We start from the raw sequence: 21,770 nt of genomic DNA, 5'->3' as shown, positions 1-21,770 counted from the left end.
CAAAACTAGACACTCTGACGCTCGAGTGTCAAGGTTTTGGCGGAGCAGGCAAGGAACTACGAGGTCGACCGGATTGCGGGCCCGAGCCACCTCGAGAGAAAGGCCCGCAAGGAGTCGTCGGAATGTACGAGGTCACTGTCGAATGCAACAACCGAAAGCCCCAGTCGCACGGCAATTTCCACTATCTCATCCAACTCCGCCTCGGTGGCGAGGCCACGTTCGACCATAGGGGTGAGCATCTGACCAGCGAAAGGTATTGCTCGACTCATCATTTCGAGATCGAAGACAGGGTTTCCCCGCTCGGCGAGGAGCAGAGTCGCGAGCACCGGGTGAGCACGCACGGCAGTTCGCGCGGCAACGATGAATTCGACGACGTAATCACACGCCGTGTCGACCGACTCCACCTGTGCCGTGATCTCCCCGAGAACCTCGACAGCGAGACCGCCCATCGCCTGGGAGACGACCTCCTCACGTGTGCCGAAAATCGAGTACACCGTCTGGCGCGAGACACCGGCCGCGGTGGCAACTGCGGCAATGTTCACAGCCTCGAATCCGCCACCTTCGATCAGTCCGAGGGCGGCGCCGAGAATCTTCTGCTGTGATCGCACGAGGAAAGTATTGCCCACCGAAACGGTGCACTGAGAAACGCGGTCCAGATCCGACTCCCACCTGCATAAACGGCACAATCGGTTTCGTTTGGCTGCCGAAATTCAGTAGGTTAGGCTGCCCTTCATGAAAACTTCTGTTCGGGGCTTCACTGCCCTCGGTGCGGCTGCAATCGCGGTCACCGCACTTGTCTCGTGCTCCTCGGATTCAGGCACATCCACGCCATCCCAAGGTACGGGCGGATTCCCCGTCAGCATCGAGAACACCTTCGGCACCACGACCATCGACTCGAAGCCCGAGCGCCTCGTCACCCTCGGATGGAACGCGCAGGACATCCTGTACGCACTCGATCTGACTCCGGTCGGACAGCCCAAGTACACCTACGGCGCGGACGACAACGGCGTCATGCCCTGGGCGCAGGACTACTTCGACGCGGACAAGACAACGCTCTTCGACATGCCGGCCAGCGGAGAACCGCCGATCGAGTCCATCGCGTCGTTGACCCCCGACGTCATCCTCGCGCCGTACGAGGGCTTCGAGGAATCCGTCTACAACCAACTGAGCAAGATCGCACCGACGGCCGCCTACCCCGGCGCGGCCTGGCAGACATCCTGGCAGGACCAGACCCGCATCGTCGGCAAGGCAGTCGGCAAGAGCGAAGAGGCCGACAAGCTCGTCGACGGCCTCGACGCGACTCTCGCCGATACCGCCACAGCCCACCCGGAGTTCGCCGGAAAGACATTGGCAGTGGTCAACTTCGACACCGATTCGAGCAACATCAACGTCTATCTGCCCACTGATCCGCGGGTCCAGGTGCTGACCGAACTCGGGTTCGTCAACGCACCGGGCGTCGAGAAGCTAGCCGCGGACAATGCAGGTGGATCGTTCTTCAAGACGATCTCCTACGAGAACATCGCCGACATCGACGCCGATGTGATCGTCGGCTTCACCGACGGCTCCGGTGATCCGTCCGGCATACCCGCAGTCGGTGGACTCGACGCGGTCAAACGCGGATCCACCGCATTCCTCAGCGACACCCGCGTCATCGGCGGACTGAGCAACGTCAACGTCCTGAGCACGCCTTGGGTCCTCGGCCAGATCACACCGACGTTGAGCGAAGCCGCAAAGCGCGCCTCCGCCTAGAAAAGATGCAGTGTCGGTCACGGTCTTTATGCTCACCTGCATGGCCGAACTTTCGATCTCCGTAACCAGGCACGTCAACGCACCGGCGGACACTGTGTGGCAGGTCCTGACGGACCTCGACAACGCTGCCGACACCCTCTCCGGCGTGATCCGTATCGAACGGCTCGCCGGAGAGGGATACGCCGTCGGCACCAAGTGGCGTGAAACTCGGAAGATGATGGGCAAGGAAGCAACCGAGGACATGTGGGTCACCGAGGTCGAGGCTCCCACCCGCACCGTCGTCAAAGCCAACTCCCACGGCATGAACTACACGAGTGGGTTCACGCTGAAGCCTGACGCCACAGGCACGATCCTCGAGATGTATTTCTCCGGTGAATCCGAATCCACTTCACGTATCTCGAAGATCTTCACAGCGGTATTCGGTCGGTTGGGCGCGCGGGTGACCCGGAAATTCATGGCGAAGGATCTCGAAGACATCGCAGCAAAAGCCGAGCGCCGCTCGGGCGAGTAAAGCGCCCTCACCTGCACTTACCATATTGTTTGCATAATAACTGCAATCAATACGGCATTACTGTGTCCAGCTGATTCGCTGCGGGAATGGACTCAGCTGGGTAACGGCGCGTGAGTCCCCGCCAAATCTGCCCGGGTGGGCGTAGCGTGCAGAGTGCTCGCGGATGGATCGGCGCATCGGGGTGTCGACCGTAGGGCCTTTGAGGGGGCAGGAATGGCATTCAGCGGAACCGCCTCCGGCGGAGGATCAGGCGCTACTCGCGCCGACGTCGGACATGCAGTGCTCTTCGCCGGCGCCGCCGCGCTCGGCGGTTTTCTGTTCGGATACGACACCGCCGTCATCAACGGGGCGGTCGGTGCGATCCGAGACAAGTACGACATCGGCGCCTCGGGCACCGGGCTCACGGTCTCACTGACTCTGCTCGGCGCAGCACTCGGCGCCTGGATCGCAGGCACACTCGCCGACCGACTCGGCCGCATCCGCGTCATGCAGATAGCCGCGGTGTTGTTCATCATCGGCGCCGTAGGCTCCGCAATTCCGTTCAGCGTCTACGACCTCACGTTCTGGCGCGTGGTCGGCGGCCTGGCAGTAGGTTTCGCGTCAGTCATCGCCCCGGCCTACATCGCGGAGATCTCCCCCGCCGCGATTCGCGGACGTCTCGGCTCGATGTACCAACTGGCTATCGTTCTCGGAATCGCCGTGTCACAGTTGGTCAACTACGCCCTCCAGGCCGCGGCCGGTGGTGATCGCAATCAGATCGCAGGCCTCGAAGCCTGGCAGTGGATGCTGATGCTCGAGGCGGTTCCCGCAGTCCTGTACCTGATCATGACAACCACGATTCCCGAGTCTCCACGGTTCCTCGTGGCGCAGGGCAAGGACGATCGTGCTCGCAAGATCATCTCCGATCTCGAAGGTGGAGATCACGACGCCGTCACCGAACGCATGAACGAGATCCGCGAATCTCTGACGGAGAAGCAAGCCAAGACCACAGTCCGCCAACTCTTCTCGAAGCGGCTCGGGGTTTCCCATCTGGTGTGGGTCGGTATTGCACTCGCCGCGTTGCAGCAGTTGGTCGGCATCAACGTGATCTTCTACTACTCGAGCACCCTCTGGCAGGCGGTCGGATTCGGCGCTGACCGGTCCCTGCTGATCAGCGTCGTGAGCGCCTTGGTCAACATCGTCGGTACGTTCGTCGCCATCGCCGTCATCGACCGGGTCGGTCGAAAGCCGTTGTTGCTGGTCGGTTCCGCCGGTATGGCCATCTCACTGGGCACCGCAGCGTTCTGTTTCCATTCGGCAACAGTGACCAAGAACGAGATCGGCGAATCCGTGGCCACGCTGACCGGAGCCAATGCCACTATCGCTCTTATCGGGGCGAACGCATTCGTGTTCTTCTTCGCCTTGTCCTGGGGCCCGGTCGTCTGGGTGTTGATCTCCGAAATGTTCCCCAACCGCGTGCGTGCTGCAGCAGTGGGAATTGCGACCGCCACCAACTGGGTCGCGAACTTCCTGGTGTCCTGGACGTTCCCGGCACTGGCCGATTGGAATCTGTCGTACACCTACGCCGGCTACGCCGTCATGGCAGTGTTGTCGCTGTTCGTCGTCCTGAGGTTCGTGAAGGAAACGCGAGGCAGCACACTCGAATCCGTCCAGTAGCGAACTCTCACGATTTCACCGAAAGCGGTGGCCCTCGGATTGATCCGTGGGCCACCGCTTTTCGAGATCGTAGTGAAGATTATCGTGAGACGAGCTGTCAGCCTTGCGCGACTTCGCCCTGAGCCGACGCCGAGGACGCGCCTTCCTGGACGTGGACACCGACGCTGCCCATCCCCGCCACCCAGCCGGTGATCTTGCGGGAGAGGTCCTGAGCCGTGAGTCCGAGTTCCTTGTGGATGGCCTCGCGGCTGGCGTGATCGAGGAACTGCTGGGGAACGCCCATGTCGCGGCACGACGTGTGCACTCCGGCTGCCCGCATCGCGGCCGAGACCGTCGAACCGATGCCGCCGTGCAGACCACCGTCTTCGATGGTGACCACGAGGGCGTACTTGTCCGCCATCTTCACCAGCGAATCCGCGACCGGCAGAACCCACCGCGGATCGACGACGGCAACCGAGATGCCCTGCTTGTCGAGCCGCTCGGCAATCTCGAGTGCCAGGGATGCAAACGGGCCCACCGCGACGAGGAGCACGTCGCCGCGCTCACCCTCGCTGGACTTGAGAACGTCGACCATTCCGTCGAGTCGCTTCACGGCCGGAATCGCTTCGGGTACAGCGCCCTTCGGGAAACGAACGACGGTTGGGCCGTCGTCGACGAGAAGCGCCTCGTCCAACTCTTCCCGCAGCGTGTCTGCGTCACGCGGTGCCGCGACGCGGATCCCCGGGATGATTCCGAGCAGCGAAAGATCCCAGACGCCGTTGTGGCTGGCGCCGTCGACTCCGGTGACCCCGGCGCGGTCGAGCACGACTGTGACCGGTTGCTTGAGTAGAGCGACGTCCATCAACAACTGGTCGAAAGCCCGATTGAGGAAGGTCGAGTAGATAGCAACGACGGGGTGAAGTCCGCCAAGTGCAAGACCGGCGGCCGAGGTCATCGCATGCTGCTCTGCAATACCGACGTCGAAGATCCGATCGGGGAACTTCTCACCGAAGGCCGCGAGGCCGGTGGGCCCGGCCATCGCCGCGGTGATGGCGACGATGTCCTCACGACGCGAAGCCTGCTCGATCAACGCGGCCGAGAAGACCGACGTCCAGTCCGGCGCAGACGACTTGGTGCCGCGACCGGTGACGGGATCGATGACACCGGTGGCATGCATCTGGTCGGCCACGTCGTTCTCGGCGTGTGCGTAACCGTTGCCCTTACGAGTGACGGCATGGACGATGACCGGTCCGCCGTAGGCCTTTGCCCGGCGCAATGCCGATTCCATGGCGGCTTCGTCGTGTCCGTCCACCGGTCCGAGATACTTGATACCCAGATCGGTGAACATGACCTGAGGGCTGACCGCGTCTTTGAGACCCGCCTTCATTCCGTGCAGGACGGAGTACGCGGTGCGCCCCACCCAGGGCAGTCTCTTGACCATGCGTCGGCCACTGTCGAGGGCGCGCTCGTAACTCGGCGCAGTGCGCAGTGCCGAGAGATGGTCGGCGAGTCCGCCGATGGTCGGTGCGTACGAGCGACCGTTGTCGTTGACGACGATCACCACCGAACGGTCCTTGCCTGCCGCGATGTTGTTGAGAGCTTCCCAACACATTCCGCCGGTCAGCGCGCCGTCACCGACGACGGCAACTACGTGGCGATTCTGACCCGTCAGCGCGAAGGCCTTCGCGAGGCCGTCGGCATAGGACAACGCGGCGGAAGCGTGAGAAGACTCGACCCAGTCGTGTTCGCTCTCGGCGCGGCACGGATACCCGGACAGTCCACCCTGCTTACGCAGAGTGTCGAACTGATCCTGACGACCGGTGAGGATCTTGTGTACATAGGCCTGATGGCCCGTGTCGAAGATGATCGCGTCCTGCGGCGAGTCGAAAATTCGGTGCAGTGCGAGGGTCAACTCCACGACGCCCAAGTTGGGCCCGAGGTGACCACCGGTCGCAGCGACCTTCAGCACGAGGAACTCACGAATCTCGTCGGCCAACTCCGTCATCTCGGCGTGGCTCAACTGACGTAGATCGTCAGGACCCTGAATGCGGGCAAGAACACCCAACGAGATCGCTCCCTCCGTGCTTCACAGCTGCACCGGTGCGCGCCGCGGCTGTCTTCGCGACAGTGCTGCCAGTCTACGGAGCGTTCCGGCGAACCGACACGCGGACTCGGCCCGATTCCGGTGTGACTTCGCGTAACAGCGAAATCCCGCGGATCGCTCGTGATCGCAATCACAGACAAATGGGATCCGTCGCGATCGACTCGGCAACTCTTCTTCCACAAAACGACCGCCATGTCAGCTTAAGGTCGACGTATGGGAACTGTGGTCGACGACCTGATAACGCGAGTGTTCGACGAAGTCCGATCACTCGACGAAGGCGAGTTGGCCGACTACATCCCCGAACTCGCGGCGGTCGCCCCCGATTCGTTCGGAATCTGCATCGCCACCGTAGACGGTTACGTCTACGAGATCGGTGACTCGCGAATCCCGTTCACCATTCAGTCGATCTCGAAGCCCTTCACCTACGCCTTGGCTCTCGCCGATCGAGGAAGCGAGGCGGTTGCCGCGAAAATCGACGTCGAACCATCCGGCGAGCCGTTCAACGAAATCAGCCTCGACCCGCTCACCGAACGGCCACGAAACCCCATGATCAATGCCGGGGCGATCACCGCTGCATCACTGGTTGCCGGACCGAATCCCGAGGCCCGCTTCGAGCGCATCCGCTCGGCGTACTCGCGATACGCAGGCCGCGAGCTGACCTTCAACGAAGCCGTCTACACCTCCGAGGCCCGCACCGGTCACCGCAACCGTGCGATCGGCCACATGCTGCGATCCTTCGACGTCATCACCGGCAATCCCGACGAGGCCGTCGACCTGTACTTCCGTCAGTGTTCGATCGACGTGACCTGCCGTGATCTGAGTCTGATGGCTGCGACGATGGCGAACAACGGCGTCAATCCGCTCACCCACGAGCGTGCGCTGGCACCCGCAGGCGTCGAACAGGTCCTCAGTGTCATGGCAACCTGCGGGATGTACGACGGCGCCGGCAAGTGGCTGGTAGAGGTCGGATTGCCGGCCAAGAGCGGTGTCGGCGGCGGAGTGCTGGCGGTTCTGCCGGGCCAGATCGGCATCGCCGTGTACTCCCCCAGGCTCGACGTTCACGGCAACAGTGTTCGCGGAGTTGCTTCTGCCCGGGCACTGTCGAAGGAACTCGAACTGCACTTCCTCCACGTGACGCGGGCGTCACGCTCGTCGATCCGGGCCAGATACAGCGTCATCGAAGCACCGTCGCGAGTACGACGCACCCCGACCGAACAGGCCGTGCTCGACGACGTCGGCAAGCGCAGCCGGGTCTACGAACTGCACGGCGATCTCCTCTTCACCGGTGCCGAATCGGCGGTCCGCGAAATCGGCTCGGTGGACGAGGGCCTCGAAGTTGTCGTCATCGACGTCCGCCGCGTCGACGACGCCAGCGACGTCGCGGTGCGCATGATCACTGCGCTGCAGGTTCAGCTGGCCGAGCAGGCTTGTGCTGTGGCCGTCGTCGATCCGCAAGGACTGCTGGGACAACGAAGTTCGAGCATCGACCCCGCCAGAAGAAGTGGTCGGGTTTTTGCGGATCTCGATTCCGCCATGCAGTGGTGCGAAGACACGCTGCTTGCGGTGCATTGTGAGGCCGAACGGCAGGCGTCGACGATCTCGATCGAGGACCACCCAGTTCTCGATGCTCTGTCCGCGGCACAGATCGAGGGATTCTCGGCAGAGTTGGAGACGCGAACCTATGCCCGCGGCGAGAAGATCGCCCGCCGAGGTGAATCGGCGTCTGGCTTCTACCTGATTCTCAGTGGCCAGGTCAGCACCATGTTCACCGACGCGCACGGGGTCGAGCACCGCATCACGACGCTCTCCGCCGGAATGACGTTCGGCGAGATGACGATGTTCCTCGACACTCCGTTCCTCAACGACATCCGCGCCGATTCCACGGTCACCGTGGCCGTGCTGACTCCGGAGCGATATGCAGAACTGACCGCACAGGCACCCGAGTTGAAACTTGCGCTTCTCGAACGACTGGCTGCGGGCGCCTACGAGCAATTGGACCTGATGTTGCGGAGTGTCATATCCGCCGGACGAATCGGATAGGAGCCACACGTGCCCACCACCGCCTTCACCTCGGAGCCGTCCACTGTCACGGTGACCGGAACTGCCACTGCAACAGCTGTTCCCGACATCGTGCGATTGACGATCGGAGTATCGGTGACACAGACGGCCGTTTCCGACGCATTCGACGCCGTCGCGCGTCTGTCCACTGCGCTGACCGAGACCCTGCACGCGCGCGGTGTGCGCGGAGCGGACCTCACCACCGCCGGGCTGAGCGTCCATCCGCAGACTCAGTGGAGCGACGGAGGCCGCCAGGAGACAACAGGATTCACGGCATCGACAACTTTCCGAGTCGTACTGCGAGAGCTGGAGCCGGAAGCGGCGAACTCCCCCGCTGCCGTCATCGCGGCATGTGTATCGGTGGGTGGCGACGCGATTCGGCTCGACGGACTGGAGTTCGATCTCGACGACCGCAGCGATCTGGCGACAAGAGCACGCGAATTGGCCTGGACGGCAGCCGAATCGAAGGCCAGACAGTTCGCAGACCTGGCAGACAAAGATCTGGTCGAAGTCCTCGAGGTGCTCGAGGACTTCGACCAGATCGTGCCGATGCGCGGACGTGTCGCGGCGATGAAAGCGGATTCGGCCCCGATAGCCGTCGAACGCGGAGAGATCGAAGAATCGATCTCGGTCCGCGTTCGATGGGCTATGGCGTGACAACAGTAATTCAGAAGACGCGGCCGGCAGTAGACCAGCCGGGCTTGCGGATCAGCGAGTGAGGTTCTTCTCCTCGTTCTTCTCTTCGCGTTCTTCTTCGAACTTCTGCTCGGCGTCGGGGGTTGCCATGTCGATGGTGGTGCGCAACGGACGGTTCGGGATGAAGATGACCGACACGAGCGTGACCACGGCGACGACCGCTGCGACCAGGAAGATCCGTCCTGTTGCGTCGCCGTAGGCGAACCGAACGATCTGCGAGACGAAGTCAGGCATATTGCTCAGGTCGAGGCCGTCCTGGAGGCTCTTGCCAGCTACTGCCTGCTGCTCGGGCGGCAAGGTGGAGACCGAATCGACTGTCAGTGTCTTGACGCGGGTCGCAAGAATCGAACCGAGCACCGACACGCCGATCGCGCCGCCGAAGGTGCGGAAGAACGCCACGATACTGCTGGCCGCGCCGATGTTCTCGACGCTGACCGTGTTCTGCACGGCGAGAACGATGTTCTGCATCAGCATGCCGGTACCGAGACCCACGATGGCGATGAAGATTCCGATTGTCCACAGGCTGGTTGCGTGGTCGATCGTCGACAGCAGCCCGAAACCGACCAGCAGCAGAACTGCGCCGGCGACGATGAAGGGCTTCCACTGACCGAACTTGGTGATCAGCTGGCCCGAGCCGACCGAGGCGACGAGCATGCCTGCGACCATCGGAATGGTGAGCAATCCGGCTTCGGTGGGATCGAATCCGCGTGCGGTCTGGAAGTACTGCGTCAGGAACGTCGTCGCGCCGAAGAGGCCGACACCAACTGCGATCGAGGCGATGATCGCGAGAGCCGTGGTGCGCTCGGTGATGATCTTGATCGGCAGGATCGGATCCTTGACCTTGGATTCGACGAACATCGTCAGGCCGAGCAGGGCCAGACCACCGATGACGAAGAAGGCCGACTCCTTCGAGAACCAGGCGTAGTAGTCGTCCTGACCGGCAAACGAAACCCAGATCAGCAGGACGCTGACACCGGCGGTGAGCAAGGTGGCGCCCATCCAGTCGATGGAGACGTTGTCCTTCTTCACGGTCTCGACGTGCAGTGTGCGCTGAAGCAGGAACAATGCGATGACTGCCAGCGGAACACATACATAGAAGCACCAGCGCCAGCCGGCAGTGTCCACGAGGACGCCGCCGAGGATCGGTCCACCGGACATCGAGACGGCCATGGCCGCACCCATGTATCCGGAATAGCGACCGCGATCTCGCGGCGGGATGATCGTGCCGATGATGGCTACGACGAGAGCGGTCAGACCGCCCATACCGATGCCCTGGATGACACGCGCACCGAGCAGCAACGGAACGTTGTGCGCCGCGCCGGCGATGACCGAGCCGATCACGAAGATGACGATCGCGGTCTGGACCAGGACCTTCTTGTTGTAGAGGTCGGCAAGCTTGCCCCAGATCGGCGTCGACGCCGCGGTGGCGAGCAACGCTGTCGTGATGATCCAGGCGTACTGCGTCTGAGTTCCGTGCAGTTCACCGATGATCGTGGGAAGCGCTGTGGAAACGATGGTGCTACTGAGCAGCGCGGTGAACAGCGCTGCGATGAGTCCGGTGAGTGCTTCGAGAATTTCGCGGTGAGTCATCGCGCCCGCTTCGCGAGCCGATCCGTCACCTCCGGTACTTGCCCGGGTTTCTCCTACTGTTGCTGCCATGTGCCTTATCTCCCAATACTTTCTACGCCCGTGTGCGGAACTGCCGGTGAGGCCTGCCGATTCGATGCGCCGAACGTCTCGTTGAGACGTTGCAGCGATGTCACTGCGGCCATGGCCTCTTCCTGGCTCCAGTCTTCGAGCATGTTGCGCAAACGCGCCGCACGCCGCTGCGTGGTTCTCCGTAAAACGTCGTGTCCCTCTTCCGATACTCGGATGCGGAACGCCCGCTTGTCAGCCGGATCGGGATTTCTCTCGACATACCCAGCGTCGACCAGATCCGACATTTGTCGGCTGAGCGACGACTGACTGACACACAGATCGACGGCCAATTCGTTCTGTCGGCACTCCCCACGCGCTGCCAGCATGAACAACACACTGACCAGCGCAGGCGGCAGCAGGCTGTCTGCACCGGTGGTGACCGCGGCTCGCAGCGATCTGCCGAACATGAAGATCGTGTCGACGAGCGCTTGGGCCGTCTCCGGCTGTACCGACATTGCCTACCCCTGAATTCGAGTGGCCCGAACGAGCCGTGACTTGAAAACGGAAAACTACTTGCAGAACGAAACTATACGATTAGTTGCGTAATGCAAGCAACTGTTGTGAACGCGAGAAGCGTCACACCGTTTCAGGGAAAGATTTCGGGACGTCTCAGCGTTCGAGGAGCGCGATGCACTCCATGTGGTGAGTCTGGGGGAACGCGTCGAACGCCCGGAGGCCACCGATTCTGAAGCCCTGCTCCAGGTAGAGGCCGATATCGCGACCGAACGACGCCGGGTCGCACCCGATGTGGACTATCCGCTCAGCGCCCGTTGAGGCGAGAGCTTCCACGACCGGACGGCCGGCCCCCGCACGTGGCGGGTCGAGCACGACGACAGCAGGCGAACGCTCCAGATCCGCGATGATGTTCTCGACGCGGGCGCTGTGGAAGCGCACCTGACCGAGATCGGACAGCGCTGCCTGCCCGTCCGCGACTGCACGCGCCGAAGATTCGACGGACTCCACCACGCCGGACGGCCCGACAAGCTCGGCGAGCACAGCTGCGAACACGCCGACACCGCCGTAGAGATCCCAGGCCGTGTCCGCGGTAGCGGCTCCGGCCCACTCCCCGACCACCTGTGAGTACGCGGCCGCAGCGCCGCGATGGGCCTGCCAGAAACCGGTCGCGGCCAGCGCCCATTCTCGACTGCCGACGCGCTCGGTCACTGTGTCCGATCCGATGGCAACTCGGGTCTTTCGCGGGCCGCCGCTTGCCGCTCGGCGTGCCATCGCGCCGCGTCGCCCGGGCGTCCGCCGTCCCGTCTTGGCCACCGCGGGTGCCGCGATTTCCACGACGTGCCGCTCGCCCGCAGCGTCGAGAACGACCTGCAGCTCGCTACCTGGCGCCCACTGCGCACCGCCGAGACCGTCGTACGCGCTCTGATCGATCTGGGTGCACCGCAGGTCTGTGACGATCCGGTTGCTGCGGTACGCGTGGTATCCGGCGACACCGTGCCCGTCCACCGCCAACCGGACTCGCGTGCGCCAACCCGTTCCGCCTCCGGTTCCGGGCAGTTCCTCTACCTCGACGTCCGATTCGACACGAGCCAGTCGCAGAAGCTGCTCCCGCACGACCGAGGTCTTCATCTCACGTTGGACGCTCAGATCCGCGTGCGAGTAGTCGCAGCAGCCCGCCCCGCCCGGGCCGGAGATCGGGCATGTCGGATCGATCCGATGCGGAGAAGCGTCGAGAACGGTGATCGCGTCGGCGCGGCAGAACGATCCGCCCTTGTCCTCGGTCACCCGGACCAGCGCCCGCTCCCCCGGCAAACCGTGACGGACGAACACGACCCGCCCCTCGTGCCGGGCGACGACGAACCCGCCGTGACCGGGGTTGCCCAGATCGACCTCGAAGGTCTGTCCGGTCCAATTCTCACTCAACGAACTACGCCTGCCATTTCGATGTTGCCGATCATTTTTCGCCGGTGATCATTTCTCGCCGGTGTCGTAACCGCGACGCGTGGCACCTGCGGTCTTCTCGATGTCGAGCGGCTTCGCCTTTGCCGACGAACTCAGCTGCCACGGAACGCTGGTCACCATCACGCCGGGCTGGAAAAGCAGACGACTCTTCAGACGAAGCGCGCTCTGATTGTGCAGGATCTGCTCCCACCAGTGTCCGACGACGTACTCGGGAATGAAGACGGTGACGACGTCACGCGGAGCATCGCGTCGTACACGCTTGACGTAATCGAGAACCGGCTTGGTGATTTCGCGGTACGGCGACTCGATCACCTTGAGCGGAACCGTCACGTCGCTCTTCTCCCACTCACGCACGAGTGCACGGGTGTCCGGCTCGTCGACATTGACCGTGATGGCTTCGAGGGTGTCCGGTCGCGTGGCTCGCGCGTAGGCGAGAGCTCGCATCGTCGGCATGTGCAACTTCGAGACGAGCACGATCGAGTGCGTGCGGCTGGGCAGTACGCCGTCCCACTCCTGCTCCTCGAGCTCGGCTGCGACGCTGTCGTAGTGCTTGCGGATCATCTTCATCACGATGAAGATCGCGACCATCGCGACGATGGCGATCCATGCGCCGGCAGCGAACTTGGTGATCAGAACGATGATCAAGACGGTGGCAGTCATTGCCAGACCGATCGAATTGATCACTCGCGAGCGCTGCATACGGGCCCGTTGCGCCTTGTCGGTCTCGGACTTCAGATGCCGAGTCCAGTGCTTGATCATGCCCGTCTGGCTGAGCACGAACGAGACGAAGACGCCGACGATGTACAACTGGATGAGCTTGGTGACCTCGGCGCCGAACACCACGACGAATGCGATGGCAGCACCGGAGAGGAAGAGGATTCCGTTGCTGAATGCCAGTCGGTCGCCGCGCGTGTGCAGCTGACGCGGTAGGTACCGATCCTGCGCCAGGATCGATCCGAGTACCGGAAATCCGTTGAACGCGGTGTTCGCGGCCAGAACCAGGATCAGTGCCGTGACGATCGCCATGAAGAAGAAACCGATCGGGAAACCACTGAACACGGCTTCGGCGATCTGCGCGATCAAGGTCTTCTGATGGTAGCCCTCCGGCGCTCCGACCAGCTGTTCCTGCGGATTGTGTGCGTAGACGATGCCGATCTTCTGAGCCAGGATGATGATGCCCATCAGCAGGACGATGGCGATCGACCCGAGCAGCAGCAAGGTCGTGGCAGCGTTGCGCGACTTCGGCTTCTGGAACGCCGGTACGCCGTTGCTGATGGCCTCGACGCCGGTCAGTGCGGCACAGCCCGAGGAGAATGCGCGGGCGATCAGGAACGCGAAGGCAATTCCGTACAGATGCGAATCCTCGGCGTTGAGCGTGAACGACGACGATTCCGCGTGCACATCCTCACCGAGGACGTAGATCCGGAAGAATCCCCACCCGAGCATCAGGAACATGCCGACGATGAATGCGTAGGTCGGAATTGCGAACGCGGTCCCCGATTCACGGATACCGCGAAGGTTGACCGCGGTCAGCAACACGATCGCCGCAACCGCGAACAACACCTTGTGCTGCGCGACGAACGGCAGAGCCGAGCCGATGTTCGACGCCGCCGACGAGATCGACACGGCGACCGTCAGCACGTAGTCGACCATCAGCGCACTACCGACGGTCAGACCGGCGGTCGGGCCGAGGTTGACCGTCGCGACCTCGTAGTCGCCGCCACCGGAGGGGTATGCGTGGACGTTCTGGCGGTAGCTCGCCACCACCACAGCCATGACGATGGCGACGGACAATCCGATCCAGGGGGTGTACGCATACGCGGAAATACCCGCGACGGAGAGAACCAGGAAGATTTCTTCGGGGGCATACGCGACGGACGACATCGCGTCGGACGCGAAGACCGGTAGTGCAATTCGCTTGGGTAGCAGCGTGTGCCCGAGTTTGTCGCTTCGGAACGGCCGACCGAGCAGGAGCCGCTTGGTAGCGGTCGAGAGCTTAGACACGTGCAAAGCGTAAGCCGTCTCGCCCGATTCGGAGTCATCAGAGCCCCAACTTCACCTTTTGTCGTGACAACCGGCACGCGAGCGACCGTTGTACTTGCTCTTCCCGTGAGGGGCTGTACCGTTCGATTCGGCGTGCAATCGCGCCATGAGGGTCCATGAACGGAGTAGGGCGTGTATGTCGTCATCATGGGGTGCGGTCGAGTGGGTTCTTCCCTCGCCGCGTCTCTGACCAGGATCGGACATGAGGTCGCCGTCATCGACCGCGATCAGAGTGCGTTTCTGCGTCTCGATCTCGACTTCCCGGGAACCAAGGTTCTGGGAATGGGGTTCGACCGTGACGTGCTGGTCCGGGCGGGAATCGAGCGGGCCGACGCCTTTGCCGCGGTGTCCTCGGGAGACAATTCCAACATCATCGCAGCGCGAGTCGCACGCGAGACTTTCGGCGTCGAACGCGTCGTCGCACGTATTTACGACGCCAAGCGTGCCGCCGTTTACGAGCGACTCGGCATTCCCACGGTCGCCACCGTGCCGTGGTCGACGGATCGTTTCCTGCACACGTTGACCAAGGAAAGTCAGACTGCGAAGTGGCGCGATCCTTCGGGCACTGTCGCCATCACCGAACTTGCCCTGCACGAGGATTGGGCGGGCAAGCCGATCGCGCTCCTCGAGGGCGCGACCAGTTCGAGAGTCGCCTTCATCATCCGCTTCGGGACCGGCATTCTCCCCGACCGCAAGACTGTCATCCAGGCCGACGATCAGGTCTACATCGCCGCCGTGTCGGGAACCGTCGCCGAAGCTGTCGCACTGGCCGGCAACCCGCCGCCGAGCGACGACTGAGGGAGGCCGCAGATGACTGATCCGTACGCCGCCCCCCACAACAAGACTGCGACTGTGTTGCACTACAACGTGATTGGAAGTTCTCGATGAAGGTCGCCATCGCCGGAGCCGGCGCCGTAGGCCGTTCCATTGCGCGAGAGCTGATTCGAAGCTCACATGACGTCATGCTGATCGAACGCAAACTCGATCACATCGAACCGGAGTCGGTGCCCGAGGCGAAGTGGGTGCACGCGGACGCCTGCGAACTCAGCAGACTCGAGGACGCGTCGATGGAGTCGTACGAGGTCGTGATTGCCGCGACCGGAGACGACAAGGCAAACCTGGTCCTCAGTCTGCTCGCGAAAACCGAGTTCGGTGTTCGCCGAGTTGTCGCCCGCGTCAACGATCCCCGCAACGAGTGGCTCTTCGACGAGTCCTGGGGCGTGGACGTCGCCGTCTCGACACCGCGGATGCTCGCTTCGCTCGTCGAAGAGGCCGTCTCGGTCGGTGACCTGGTCAAACTGATGACACTGCGGCAGGGACAGGCCAACCTCGTCGAGATCACGTTGCCCGACAACACACCTCTTGCCGGAAAAGCCGTCAAGAAACTCGAACTTCCGCGAGACTGCGCACTGGTCACCATCCTGCGTGGCGGACGCGTGATCGTCCCGCAGATGGACGATCCCATCGAAGGCGGGGACGAACTGCTCTTCGTTGCGGCCGTCGACGCCGAGGATCAGTTGCGCGTTGCACTCCGCCTGGAGAATTGACCGACGAACACACTGACGACGAAAGGGAATCACATGGCACAAGCGCCCGAAAACACCGTAGTCACCGACAATCCGGCCCAGAGCCGGTACGAGATCCATGCCGACGGCGACCTCGCCGGGATCGAGGACTACACCACCTCCGGTGACGTCGTCTCGTTCAACCACACCGAGATCTACCCCGCCTTCGAAGGTTTCGGATTGGCCGGGGTTCTCGTCCGCCAGGCTCTGGACGACCTACGAGCACGCGGCCTCAAGGTTCATCCGGTGTGCCCGTACGTCGTGAAGTTCCTCGACAAGCACCCCGAGTACCAGGACCTGATCAGCTGAGATCGCGGTCTTCGCGCGGCTTCGTCAGATTCACCGAGCCCACCTCTTCGGACCCTGCGTCCGTGGCGGTGGGCTCGCTGCTTTCGGGCTCCACAACCGGTTCAGGCTCGACGATGCGATCGGCCTTACGCACAGCCCAGACCGTCACGAGCAGCACCAAACCGGTCAACGGCCACCCCATGCCGATACGCGCGACTGCGAGCCATCCGGTGTGGTCGGTGTCGTAGAGCTGTGACTGAACGAGATACCGCGCACCGAAGACCAGCGCCCACGCTGCCGTCGCGACGTCGTAGAGCCGGACGGCGGAGCTGTGCTTGCGCCAGAGATTGCCGTGCCCGTTGAGATAACCCCAGATGATTCCGACGAGGGGCCAGCGCACGAGGATGGAAATCAGGAAGACCGCACCGTAGGCGAGGCTCGTGTAGATACCGAAGAGGAAATATCCTTTGGCGTCGCCGGTGCGGTAGGCGATGAATGCGGAAACTCCGACTCCGAGAAAACCGGAAATAGCGGGTTGGAGGGAATCCTTGCGGAAGAGGCGCCAGGCCGCGATAGCGACAGCGACGCCCAATGCGGCCCAGATTGCCGCGGTGAGATTCCAGATGCTGTTGACCGGGACAAAAATCAGAATCGGCAAAGACGAATAGATCAGACCACTCAGCCCGCCGAGTTGGTCGATTACCGATCGCTGTTGTGTTTCAGTCACCTGTCGAGGGTGCCACAGTCACCGAGTTGCACGGTAAATGCGGGAAACGCGCCTATTCGCCGCGCAGTTCGTAGTAAGGGTTGAAGATCGCCTTGCGACCGTCACGCTCGCCCACACGACCGCGGATCAGCAGGGTCTTACCGGTCTCGATTCCCGGGATCCGGCGACGCCCGATCCAGACGAGATTGATCATCTCGGTGCCATCGAAGAACTCGGCCTCGATGCTGGCATTTCCCGACTTGGGACACGCGTCGACGCTGCGGAGTCGGCCCACCATCGTGACTTCTTCACCGCGACGACAATCGCATGCCTTCTGACCTCCGGAAGCCTTGTTGGACTCGGCCATCTCCTGGGCGTCCAACTGGTCGACGTCCTCGGTCAGACGCTGGGTCAGTCGACGAAAATATCCTGCGGCGGCGGGTGCCATTGCGCGCTCCTGCGAACATGTGTGACGCAAGGGTTTCGCGTCACGTGAAGGGCTGTGTGATCGCCACTGTAGACCCATTACGAGCGTGTAACCACACCGGTCAGTCCGCGTCTCGGGGGCACCGGGCAAGATCAAGAGATGCAGAACTCTGAATCGGCGACCGTTGCCGTCGTTCTCCCAGGTACAGGCTCTGACGCCCACTTCGCGGACCGCGCATTCCGGGCGCCGCTGGAGGCTCTGGGTGTGCGCATCATCGCAATTGAACCGGACCCTCGGCGTGTCGTGGACGGCTATCTGGACGCGATGGACAGAGCCGCGGACACGCACGGCCGAATCATCGTCGGAGGGGTCTCGATCGGAGCGGCCGTTGCACTCCAGTGGGCCGCCGACAATCCCGATCGAACGGTGAGTGTGTTGGCAGCGCTTCCGGCCTGGACGGGCTCGGCCGACGACGCCCCCGCAGCAGCGAGCGCGCGGTTCACCGCCGGGCAACTGCGCTCCGAAGGCTTGGAGTCGGTGATCGCTGCGATGCTCGCGTCGAGTCCGGCGTGGCTCGGAGCCGAACTCGAGCGCTCCTGGCGCTCTCAGTGGCCCGATCTCCCGGCTGCGCTCGACGAGGCGGCGTCGTACCACTCACTCGGCGAGAGCGCGCTACGGGCGGTAGGCGTTCCGGTCGGCATTGCGTCGGCGGTGGACGATCCGGTTCATCCCGCGTCAGTGGCGCAGGCCTGGGCGGCTTCACTCCCCCGCGGCGCAGTCGCCACGACGACGCTCGACATGATCGGGCGCGACCCCGCGATTCTCGGGTCCACCTGCATCAAAGCGCTCGCGGCGATCGAATCCGATACCACCGCGAGCGCCTGAAGAAAATTCTGTTACTGACCCAATTGCTGCATGGCAGAACCGGATTCGCCGCTACGAGGCGGCGGGGTCGGCCGTGCTGGAGGTGCCGGCGGAGCGGGCGGTGCTGACTGCTGTTGCTGCTGGGCGGCGACCTGTTGCTGCTGCGCTGCCGCCAACTGCTGCTCGTGTGCGGCCGCCAACTGCTCGGCGAGCACCTGCGGGAGCACCACGGGCAGCGGTGTCCGCACCGGATGCGGCTCTGATCCTCGGTTGACGACGGTGTCACGCAAGATGTCCCGTGCGATTGCCACCAGAGGAGCGTTCGCGGCGGTGGATCCACTCGGACCCGCGACCACGCAGCGCACCATCCACCGGGGACCGTCGACGCCGATGAACCGCAGGTCCATGTTGGCCGTCACAGCAGCCAGTTCACGGCCCCACGGGCCGTTCTCGACGCTCACCGCGGAATTGTCGTCGCGAAGCGACTGCGCGAGCTCGGCAACGACCTCACGCCACTGACCGGGCGATTTCGGGGCGGCGTAGGCAGCAACCGTGATGCGGCCGTGCTCGGTGACCAGGTGCACGGCCTGCGGCGAACCGTTGGGCGCCATCTCGACCTGCAACTGCCCGCCGGTCGGCATCGGCACCAGAACGGAACCGAGATCAAGACGCTGACCGTCACGGCCTGCCGTCGGATCGTCGGAATCGATCTCCGAGATGTCGTAAGGGCCTTCCGATTCGTCACCGAACTCGTCGCCGGTGACTTCGAGATCGTCTTCGACCTCGTCGATCTCCACCGACTCGTCGTTCTCGTCACCGAAGAAGCTGGTGGTTTCCTCGTCGACGTCTGTCTTCTTCTTGCGTCCGAACATGATTCAGACTCCCTCTCCGACTACCGCGCCAGGCGCATCGGTATCGAGTATCGCGTGCCCGCCGCTGGAACCGTAGCCTCCGGTTCCTCTGGTCGTGTCGTCCAGCGATTCGACTTCCTCGAAAACCGGAAGTTCGACTCGTTGAACCAAGAGCTGAGCGATTCGGTCACCGCGGCGGATGTCGATGGCTGTGGCCGGATCGAGATTGATCAAGCAGACCTTGAGTTCGCCCCGGTATCCCGCGTCCACGGTTCCGGGCGCATTCACGATCGACAGTCCCGATTTGGCGGCGAGTCCGGAACGCGGATGGATCAACCCGACGGTGCCCACCGGCAAAGCGATCGCGATCCCCGTTCCGACCAGTGTTCGGTGTCCGGGTTCGATGGTGACGTCGCTGGTGGAGCACAGATCCACACCCGCATCTCCGGGATGCGCACGCTGTGGAACGGGCAGGTCTGGATCCAGTCGCTTCAAGGCGATGGAGAGATGGTCGCTCACGTGGGCCAAGACTACTCGTAGCGACGGACTATCCTTGACAGGTGCCCGAAACATCTCGACCTGACGTCGCCACCACAACGCCCCCGTCCACGACGCTGTACTCCGAGCGCCTGTGGGTGCCGATCTGGTGGTGGATCGCCGGGTTGGCCGTAGCCGGACTCCTCGCGGCCGAGGTCCACATGGGCCGCCCGGGGCTTCTCTCGTACCTGGCGTACGTCGTACTACTCCCGATCCCGATCTGGGCGGCATTCTGGCTCAGCCGGATGCGCGTCGAGGTGGTGGAGACAGCAGGGGTGAAGGAACTGCACGTGGGTAGAGCCCACCTGCCGGTCGAATTGATTTCACGGGCGGCAGCAGTGCCGGCTTCCGCGAAGAGTGCTGCGATGGGGCGCCAACTCGATCCGTCGGCGTTCGTCCAGCATCGCCCATGGGTCAAGACAATGGTGTTGATCGTGCTCGACGACCCGGAGGATCCCACGCCGTACTGGTTGGTGAGCACACGTCGTCCCGCTGATCTGCTGGCTGCGCTGGATCTCTGACCAGCGCGGTCACAGCAAAGCAGTACTTCCCGACCCTTGGTCGACCCTCGCGCTGACGGGTCGACCACCGGGAAGGGAGATCAGGCAGCGCAGTCCATGCATACGAGCTGTCCGTTGGCATCACTGGCCAGGCGGCTGCGGTGATGAACCAGGAAGCAGCTCGAACACGTGAACTCGTCTGCCTGCTTCGGAACAACTCGAACCGAGAGTTCCTCGCCGGAAAGGTCGGCACCCGGCAGCTCGAAGGACTCCGCGGTGTCCGTCTCGTCGATGTCGACGACGGCTGACTGCGCTTCGTTGCGTCGCGCCTTCAGCTCCTCGAGCGAGTCCTCCGAAACCTCGTCGGACTCTGTACGCCTCGGTGCGTCGTAGTCAGTTGCCATCTCGTCTACCCCATCCTCTTCGTGTATCCCGGTCCCGTGTGCGCCGAGAATCCGGTAGATCCTTGATGCGCATGGAAACCGCCGTGGCATCCAGATCATTCCCTGTCGCTGCATAACGCTGCAGGACCGGAATTAGTGCCCGGAAGTTCCTTCCGAGAACGTGATCTGCGCCTCATTTGGTTGTCATTTCGGCGTCCGGCCGATGCCCAGTTGAACGACCTGGGCCGCCAGACAGTAGCCGACGTGAGCACGAAAGTAGTAACCGAATCGGAAATTTCCGAAAAATGACTGCGAATTGTCACCAAGGCAAGAGCAAGCTGTGACCTTTCCACGATGTTTTCGGGCCGAATCCGGGTAGAAACAGGCCGGTAATCGGCCAACTGCCGTTTCGCAATCGACAAGGACTCGACGCGTCGAGCCTCGCTTCGGCTGTCTCGTCACACAGGCCCTCTAAGGTAGGCACCGAACGTCATGCCGGCGCCGCTCGGCCCGATGGCGAAGTAGAAGTTTCGTCAAGAAAGTCGAGGGATACCGTGGTTTCTCTGATCACCGAAGGCAGCTCTACCGATGACCAGGGACGTCCGTTCCGCCGTCGGCGCGCGTGGCCGGTGATCGCCGTGTTCGCGGTACTCGCATTGATCGGCAGTGTCTTGTGGGTCCGCATCCTGAGCGCCGAGGCGGAAGTCAGTGACACCGTCGCCTGCAACCTGCCGCAACCTTCGTCCGATCCTTCGGCAGCGGCGCCACTACCGCTGGGAACCGTCGTCGACCGCTCGAAGCTGCTCGACGTGGATCCCGCTCCCCTCGCCGCCACCAAGGTTCGTGTGTTCAACGCCAACGGTGAACACGGTCAGGCGGCCCAGGTGGCAGCGCAACTGAGCGAGTTCGGCTTCTCCAGCGCGCCGGACGTCCAGGTCGGAAACGACCCCGTCTACGTCGACCAGAACATGGAGTGCCAGGGTCAGATCCGATTCGGAGCGAACGGCCTCGCCGCCGCCAGTTCCGTCTGGCTGGTCGCCCCCTGCGCCGAACTGGTCCAGGACGGCCGCGGCGACGACACCGTCGACCTGGCTCTCGGCACGTACAACAAGGGCGCCCTGACCCCCAACACCGACGCCACCGCGATCTTGCATGCTCTGGCCGAGCAGCCCGCAAACGCCGAAGTCGCCCCCATGGACATCGCACTACTCAAAGCAGCGCGCACGGCGCGCTGCTGA

22 protein-coding genes are annotated in these 21,770 nt (G+C 63.0%); 11 read left to right on the top strand and 11 right to left on the bottom strand.

Annotated elements, in window-relative coordinates:
• Positions 1-56: 56 nt before the first annotated feature.
• Positions 57-608: a TetR/AcrR family transcriptional regulator gene (locus tag ASU23_RS22210; protein ID WP_003942617.1), complete on the bottom strand. Its 552-nt coding sequence runs from the start codon at positions 606-608 to the stop codon at positions 57-59.
• 124 nt (positions 609-732) lie between these two features.
• On the opposite strand from ASU23_RS22210, the gene ASU23_RS22205 reads away from it, so the two are divergent.
• The 3 genes from ASU23_RS22205 to ASU23_RS22195 all read left to right on the top strand — a co-directional run bounded on the left by ASU23_RS22205 (position 733) and on the right by ASU23_RS22195 (position 3,916).
• Positions 733-1,749, top strand: coding sequence for an iron-siderophore ABC transporter substrate-binding protein (locus ASU23_RS22205; RefSeq protein WP_007732870.1), 1,017 nt, complete (start codon positions 733-735; stop codon positions 1,747-1,749).
• A 40-nt stretch (positions 1,750-1,789) separates the two neighbouring features.
• The gene (locus tag ASU23_RS22200) at positions 1,790-2,260 is read left to right on the top strand and encodes an SRPBCC family protein (RefSeq protein ID WP_242692391.1); all 471 of its coding nucleotides are present in this window, start codon (positions 1,790-1,792) and stop codon (positions 2,258-2,260) included.
• Positions 2,261-2,473: 213 nt separating this feature from the next.
• Positions 2,474-3,916 (top strand): sugar porter family MFS transporter, encoded by a 1,443-nt coding sequence (locus ASU23_RS22195; protein WP_007732869.1) that lies wholly within the window; start codon positions 2,474-2,476, stop codon positions 3,914-3,916.
• Positions 3,917-4,013: 97 nt separating this feature from the next.
• Here ASU23_RS22195 and dxs read toward each other — a convergent pair whose 3' ends face one another.
• Complete coding sequence (gene dxs, locus ASU23_RS22190; protein ID WP_058038717.1) at positions 4,014-5,960, bottom strand: 1-deoxy-D-xylulose-5-phosphate synthase; 1,947 nt, start codon at positions 5,958-5,960, stop codon at positions 4,014-4,016.
• A 252-nt stretch (positions 5,961-6,212) separates the two neighbouring features.
• On the opposite strand from dxs, the gene glsA reads away from it, so the two are divergent.
• Entirely contained in the window at positions 6,213-8,039 is a 1,827-nt protein-coding gene (gene glsA / locus ASU23_RS22185) for a glutaminase A (RefSeq protein WP_003942619.1), read from the top strand.
• A 9-nt stretch (positions 8,040-8,048) separates the two neighbouring features.
• Positions 8,049-8,714: an SIMPL domain-containing protein gene (locus ASU23_RS22180; protein ID WP_003942616.1), complete on the top strand. Its 666-nt coding sequence runs from the start codon at positions 8,049-8,051 to the stop codon at positions 8,712-8,714.
• A 51-nt stretch (positions 8,715-8,765) separates the two neighbouring features.
• Here ASU23_RS22180 and ASU23_RS22175 read toward each other — a convergent pair whose 3' ends face one another.
• From ASU23_RS22175 to ASU23_RS22160, 4 genes are all read right to left on the bottom strand, one after another.
• On the bottom strand, positions 8,766-10,343 hold the full coding sequence (locus tag ASU23_RS22175) for an MDR family MFS transporter (protein ID WP_047269338.1): 1,578 nt from the start codon (positions 10,341-10,343) through the stop codon (positions 8,766-8,768).
• 74 nt (positions 10,344-10,417) lie between these two features.
• Positions 10,418-10,906 (bottom strand): MarR family winged helix-turn-helix transcriptional regulator, encoded by a 489-nt coding sequence (locus tag ASU23_RS22170; RefSeq protein ID WP_003942624.1) that lies wholly within the window; start codon positions 10,904-10,906, stop codon positions 10,418-10,420.
• 154 nt (positions 10,907-11,060) lie between these two features.
• Positions 11,061-12,329, bottom strand: coding sequence for a class I SAM-dependent RNA methyltransferase (locus ASU23_RS22165; protein WP_058038716.1), 1,269 nt, complete (start codon positions 12,327-12,329; stop codon positions 11,061-11,063).
• A 48-nt stretch (positions 12,330-12,377) separates the two neighbouring features.
• Positions 12,378-14,372: an APC family permease gene (locus ASU23_RS22160; RefSeq protein WP_007732857.1), complete on the bottom strand. Its 1,995-nt coding sequence runs from the start codon at positions 14,370-14,372 to the stop codon at positions 12,378-12,380.
• A gap of 171 nt (positions 14,373-14,543) precedes the next feature.
• Here ASU23_RS22160 and ASU23_RS22155 point away from each other — a divergent pair, with 171 nt between their 5' ends.
• From ASU23_RS22155 to ASU23_RS22145, 3 genes are all read left to right on the top strand, one after another.
• Positions 14,544-15,209: a TrkA family potassium uptake protein gene (locus ASU23_RS22155; RefSeq protein WP_003942587.1), complete on the top strand. Its 666-nt coding sequence runs from the start codon at positions 14,544-14,546 to the stop codon at positions 15,207-15,209.
• Positions 15,210-15,295: 86 nt separating this feature from the next.
• Positions 15,296-15,958 (top strand): TrkA family potassium uptake protein, encoded by a 663-nt coding sequence (locus ASU23_RS22150; RefSeq protein WP_003942632.1) that lies wholly within the window; start codon positions 15,296-15,298, stop codon positions 15,956-15,958.
• Positions 15,959-15,991: 33 nt separating this feature from the next.
• Positions 15,992-16,285: a GNAT family N-acetyltransferase gene (locus tag ASU23_RS22145; RefSeq protein WP_003942641.1), complete on the top strand. Its 294-nt coding sequence runs from the start codon at positions 15,992-15,994 to the stop codon at positions 16,283-16,285.
• On the opposite strand, the gene ASU23_RS22140 is transcribed toward ASU23_RS22145, so the two are convergent.
• Complete coding sequence (locus ASU23_RS22140) at positions 16,278-16,991, bottom strand: DUF3159 domain-containing protein (RefSeq protein ID WP_003942611.1); 714 nt, start codon at positions 16,989-16,991, stop codon at positions 16,278-16,280. The genes ASU23_RS22145 and ASU23_RS22140 overlap by 8 nt on opposite strands.
• Before the next feature lie 52 nt (positions 16,992-17,043).
• Positions 17,044-17,418, bottom strand: coding sequence for an OB-fold nucleic acid binding domain-containing protein (locus ASU23_RS22135; RefSeq protein WP_030536883.1), 375 nt, complete (start codon positions 17,416-17,418; stop codon positions 17,044-17,046).
• A gap of 138 nt (positions 17,419-17,556) precedes the next feature.
• On the opposite strand from ASU23_RS22135, the gene ASU23_RS22130 reads away from it, so the two are divergent.
• On the top strand, positions 17,557-18,282 hold the full coding sequence (locus ASU23_RS22130; protein ID WP_058038715.1) for an alpha/beta fold hydrolase: 726 nt from the start codon (positions 17,557-17,559) through the stop codon (positions 18,280-18,282).
• An 11-nt stretch (positions 18,283-18,293) separates the two neighbouring features.
• Here ASU23_RS22130 and ASU23_RS22125 read toward each other — a convergent pair whose 3' ends face one another.
• The gene (locus tag ASU23_RS22125) at positions 18,294-19,133 is read right to left on the bottom strand and encodes a DUF3710 domain-containing protein (RefSeq protein WP_003942585.1); all 840 of its coding nucleotides are present in this window, start codon (positions 19,131-19,133) and stop codon (positions 18,294-18,296) included.
• A 3-nt stretch (positions 19,134-19,136) separates the two neighbouring features.
• The gene (gene dut, locus ASU23_RS22120; protein WP_058038714.1) at positions 19,137-19,631 is read right to left on the bottom strand and encodes a dUTP diphosphatase; all 495 of its coding nucleotides are present in this window, start codon (positions 19,629-19,631) and stop codon (positions 19,137-19,139) included.
• A gap of 41 nt (positions 19,632-19,672) precedes the next feature.
• Between dut and ASU23_RS22115 the strand changes: the two genes are divergently transcribed.
• Positions 19,673-20,170, top strand: a complete 498-nt coding sequence (locus tag ASU23_RS22115) for a DUF3093 domain-containing protein (RefSeq protein WP_003942596.1) — start codon at positions 19,673-19,675, stop codon at positions 20,168-20,170.
• 80 nt (positions 20,171-20,250) lie between these two features.
• Here the strand turns inward: ASU23_RS22115 and ASU23_RS22110 are convergent, their stop codons facing one another.
• On the bottom strand, positions 20,251-20,553 hold the full coding sequence (locus ASU23_RS22110) for a DUF4193 domain-containing protein (protein ID WP_003942593.1): 303 nt from the start codon (positions 20,551-20,553) through the stop codon (positions 20,251-20,253).
• Positions 20,554-21,086: 533 nt separating this feature from the next.
• On the opposite strand from ASU23_RS22110, the gene cei reads away from it, so the two are divergent.
• The gene (gene cei, locus ASU23_RS22105; protein WP_003942618.1) at positions 21,087-21,770 is read left to right on the top strand and encodes an envelope integrity protein Cei; all 684 of its coding nucleotides are present in this window, start codon (positions 21,087-21,089) and stop codon (positions 21,768-21,770) included.

Origin of the sequence: Rhodococcus sp. KB6 (genome assembly GCF_001445685.1) — a bacterium.
In the GTDB taxonomy this organism is placed as follows: domain Bacteria; phylum Actinomycetota; class Actinomycetes; order Mycobacteriales; family Mycobacteriaceae; genus Rhodococcus_F; species Rhodococcus_F qingshengii.
The sequence above is the reverse complement of the archived record's forward strand: the minus strand, read 5'-3'. Positions and strand labels throughout refer to the sequence as shown.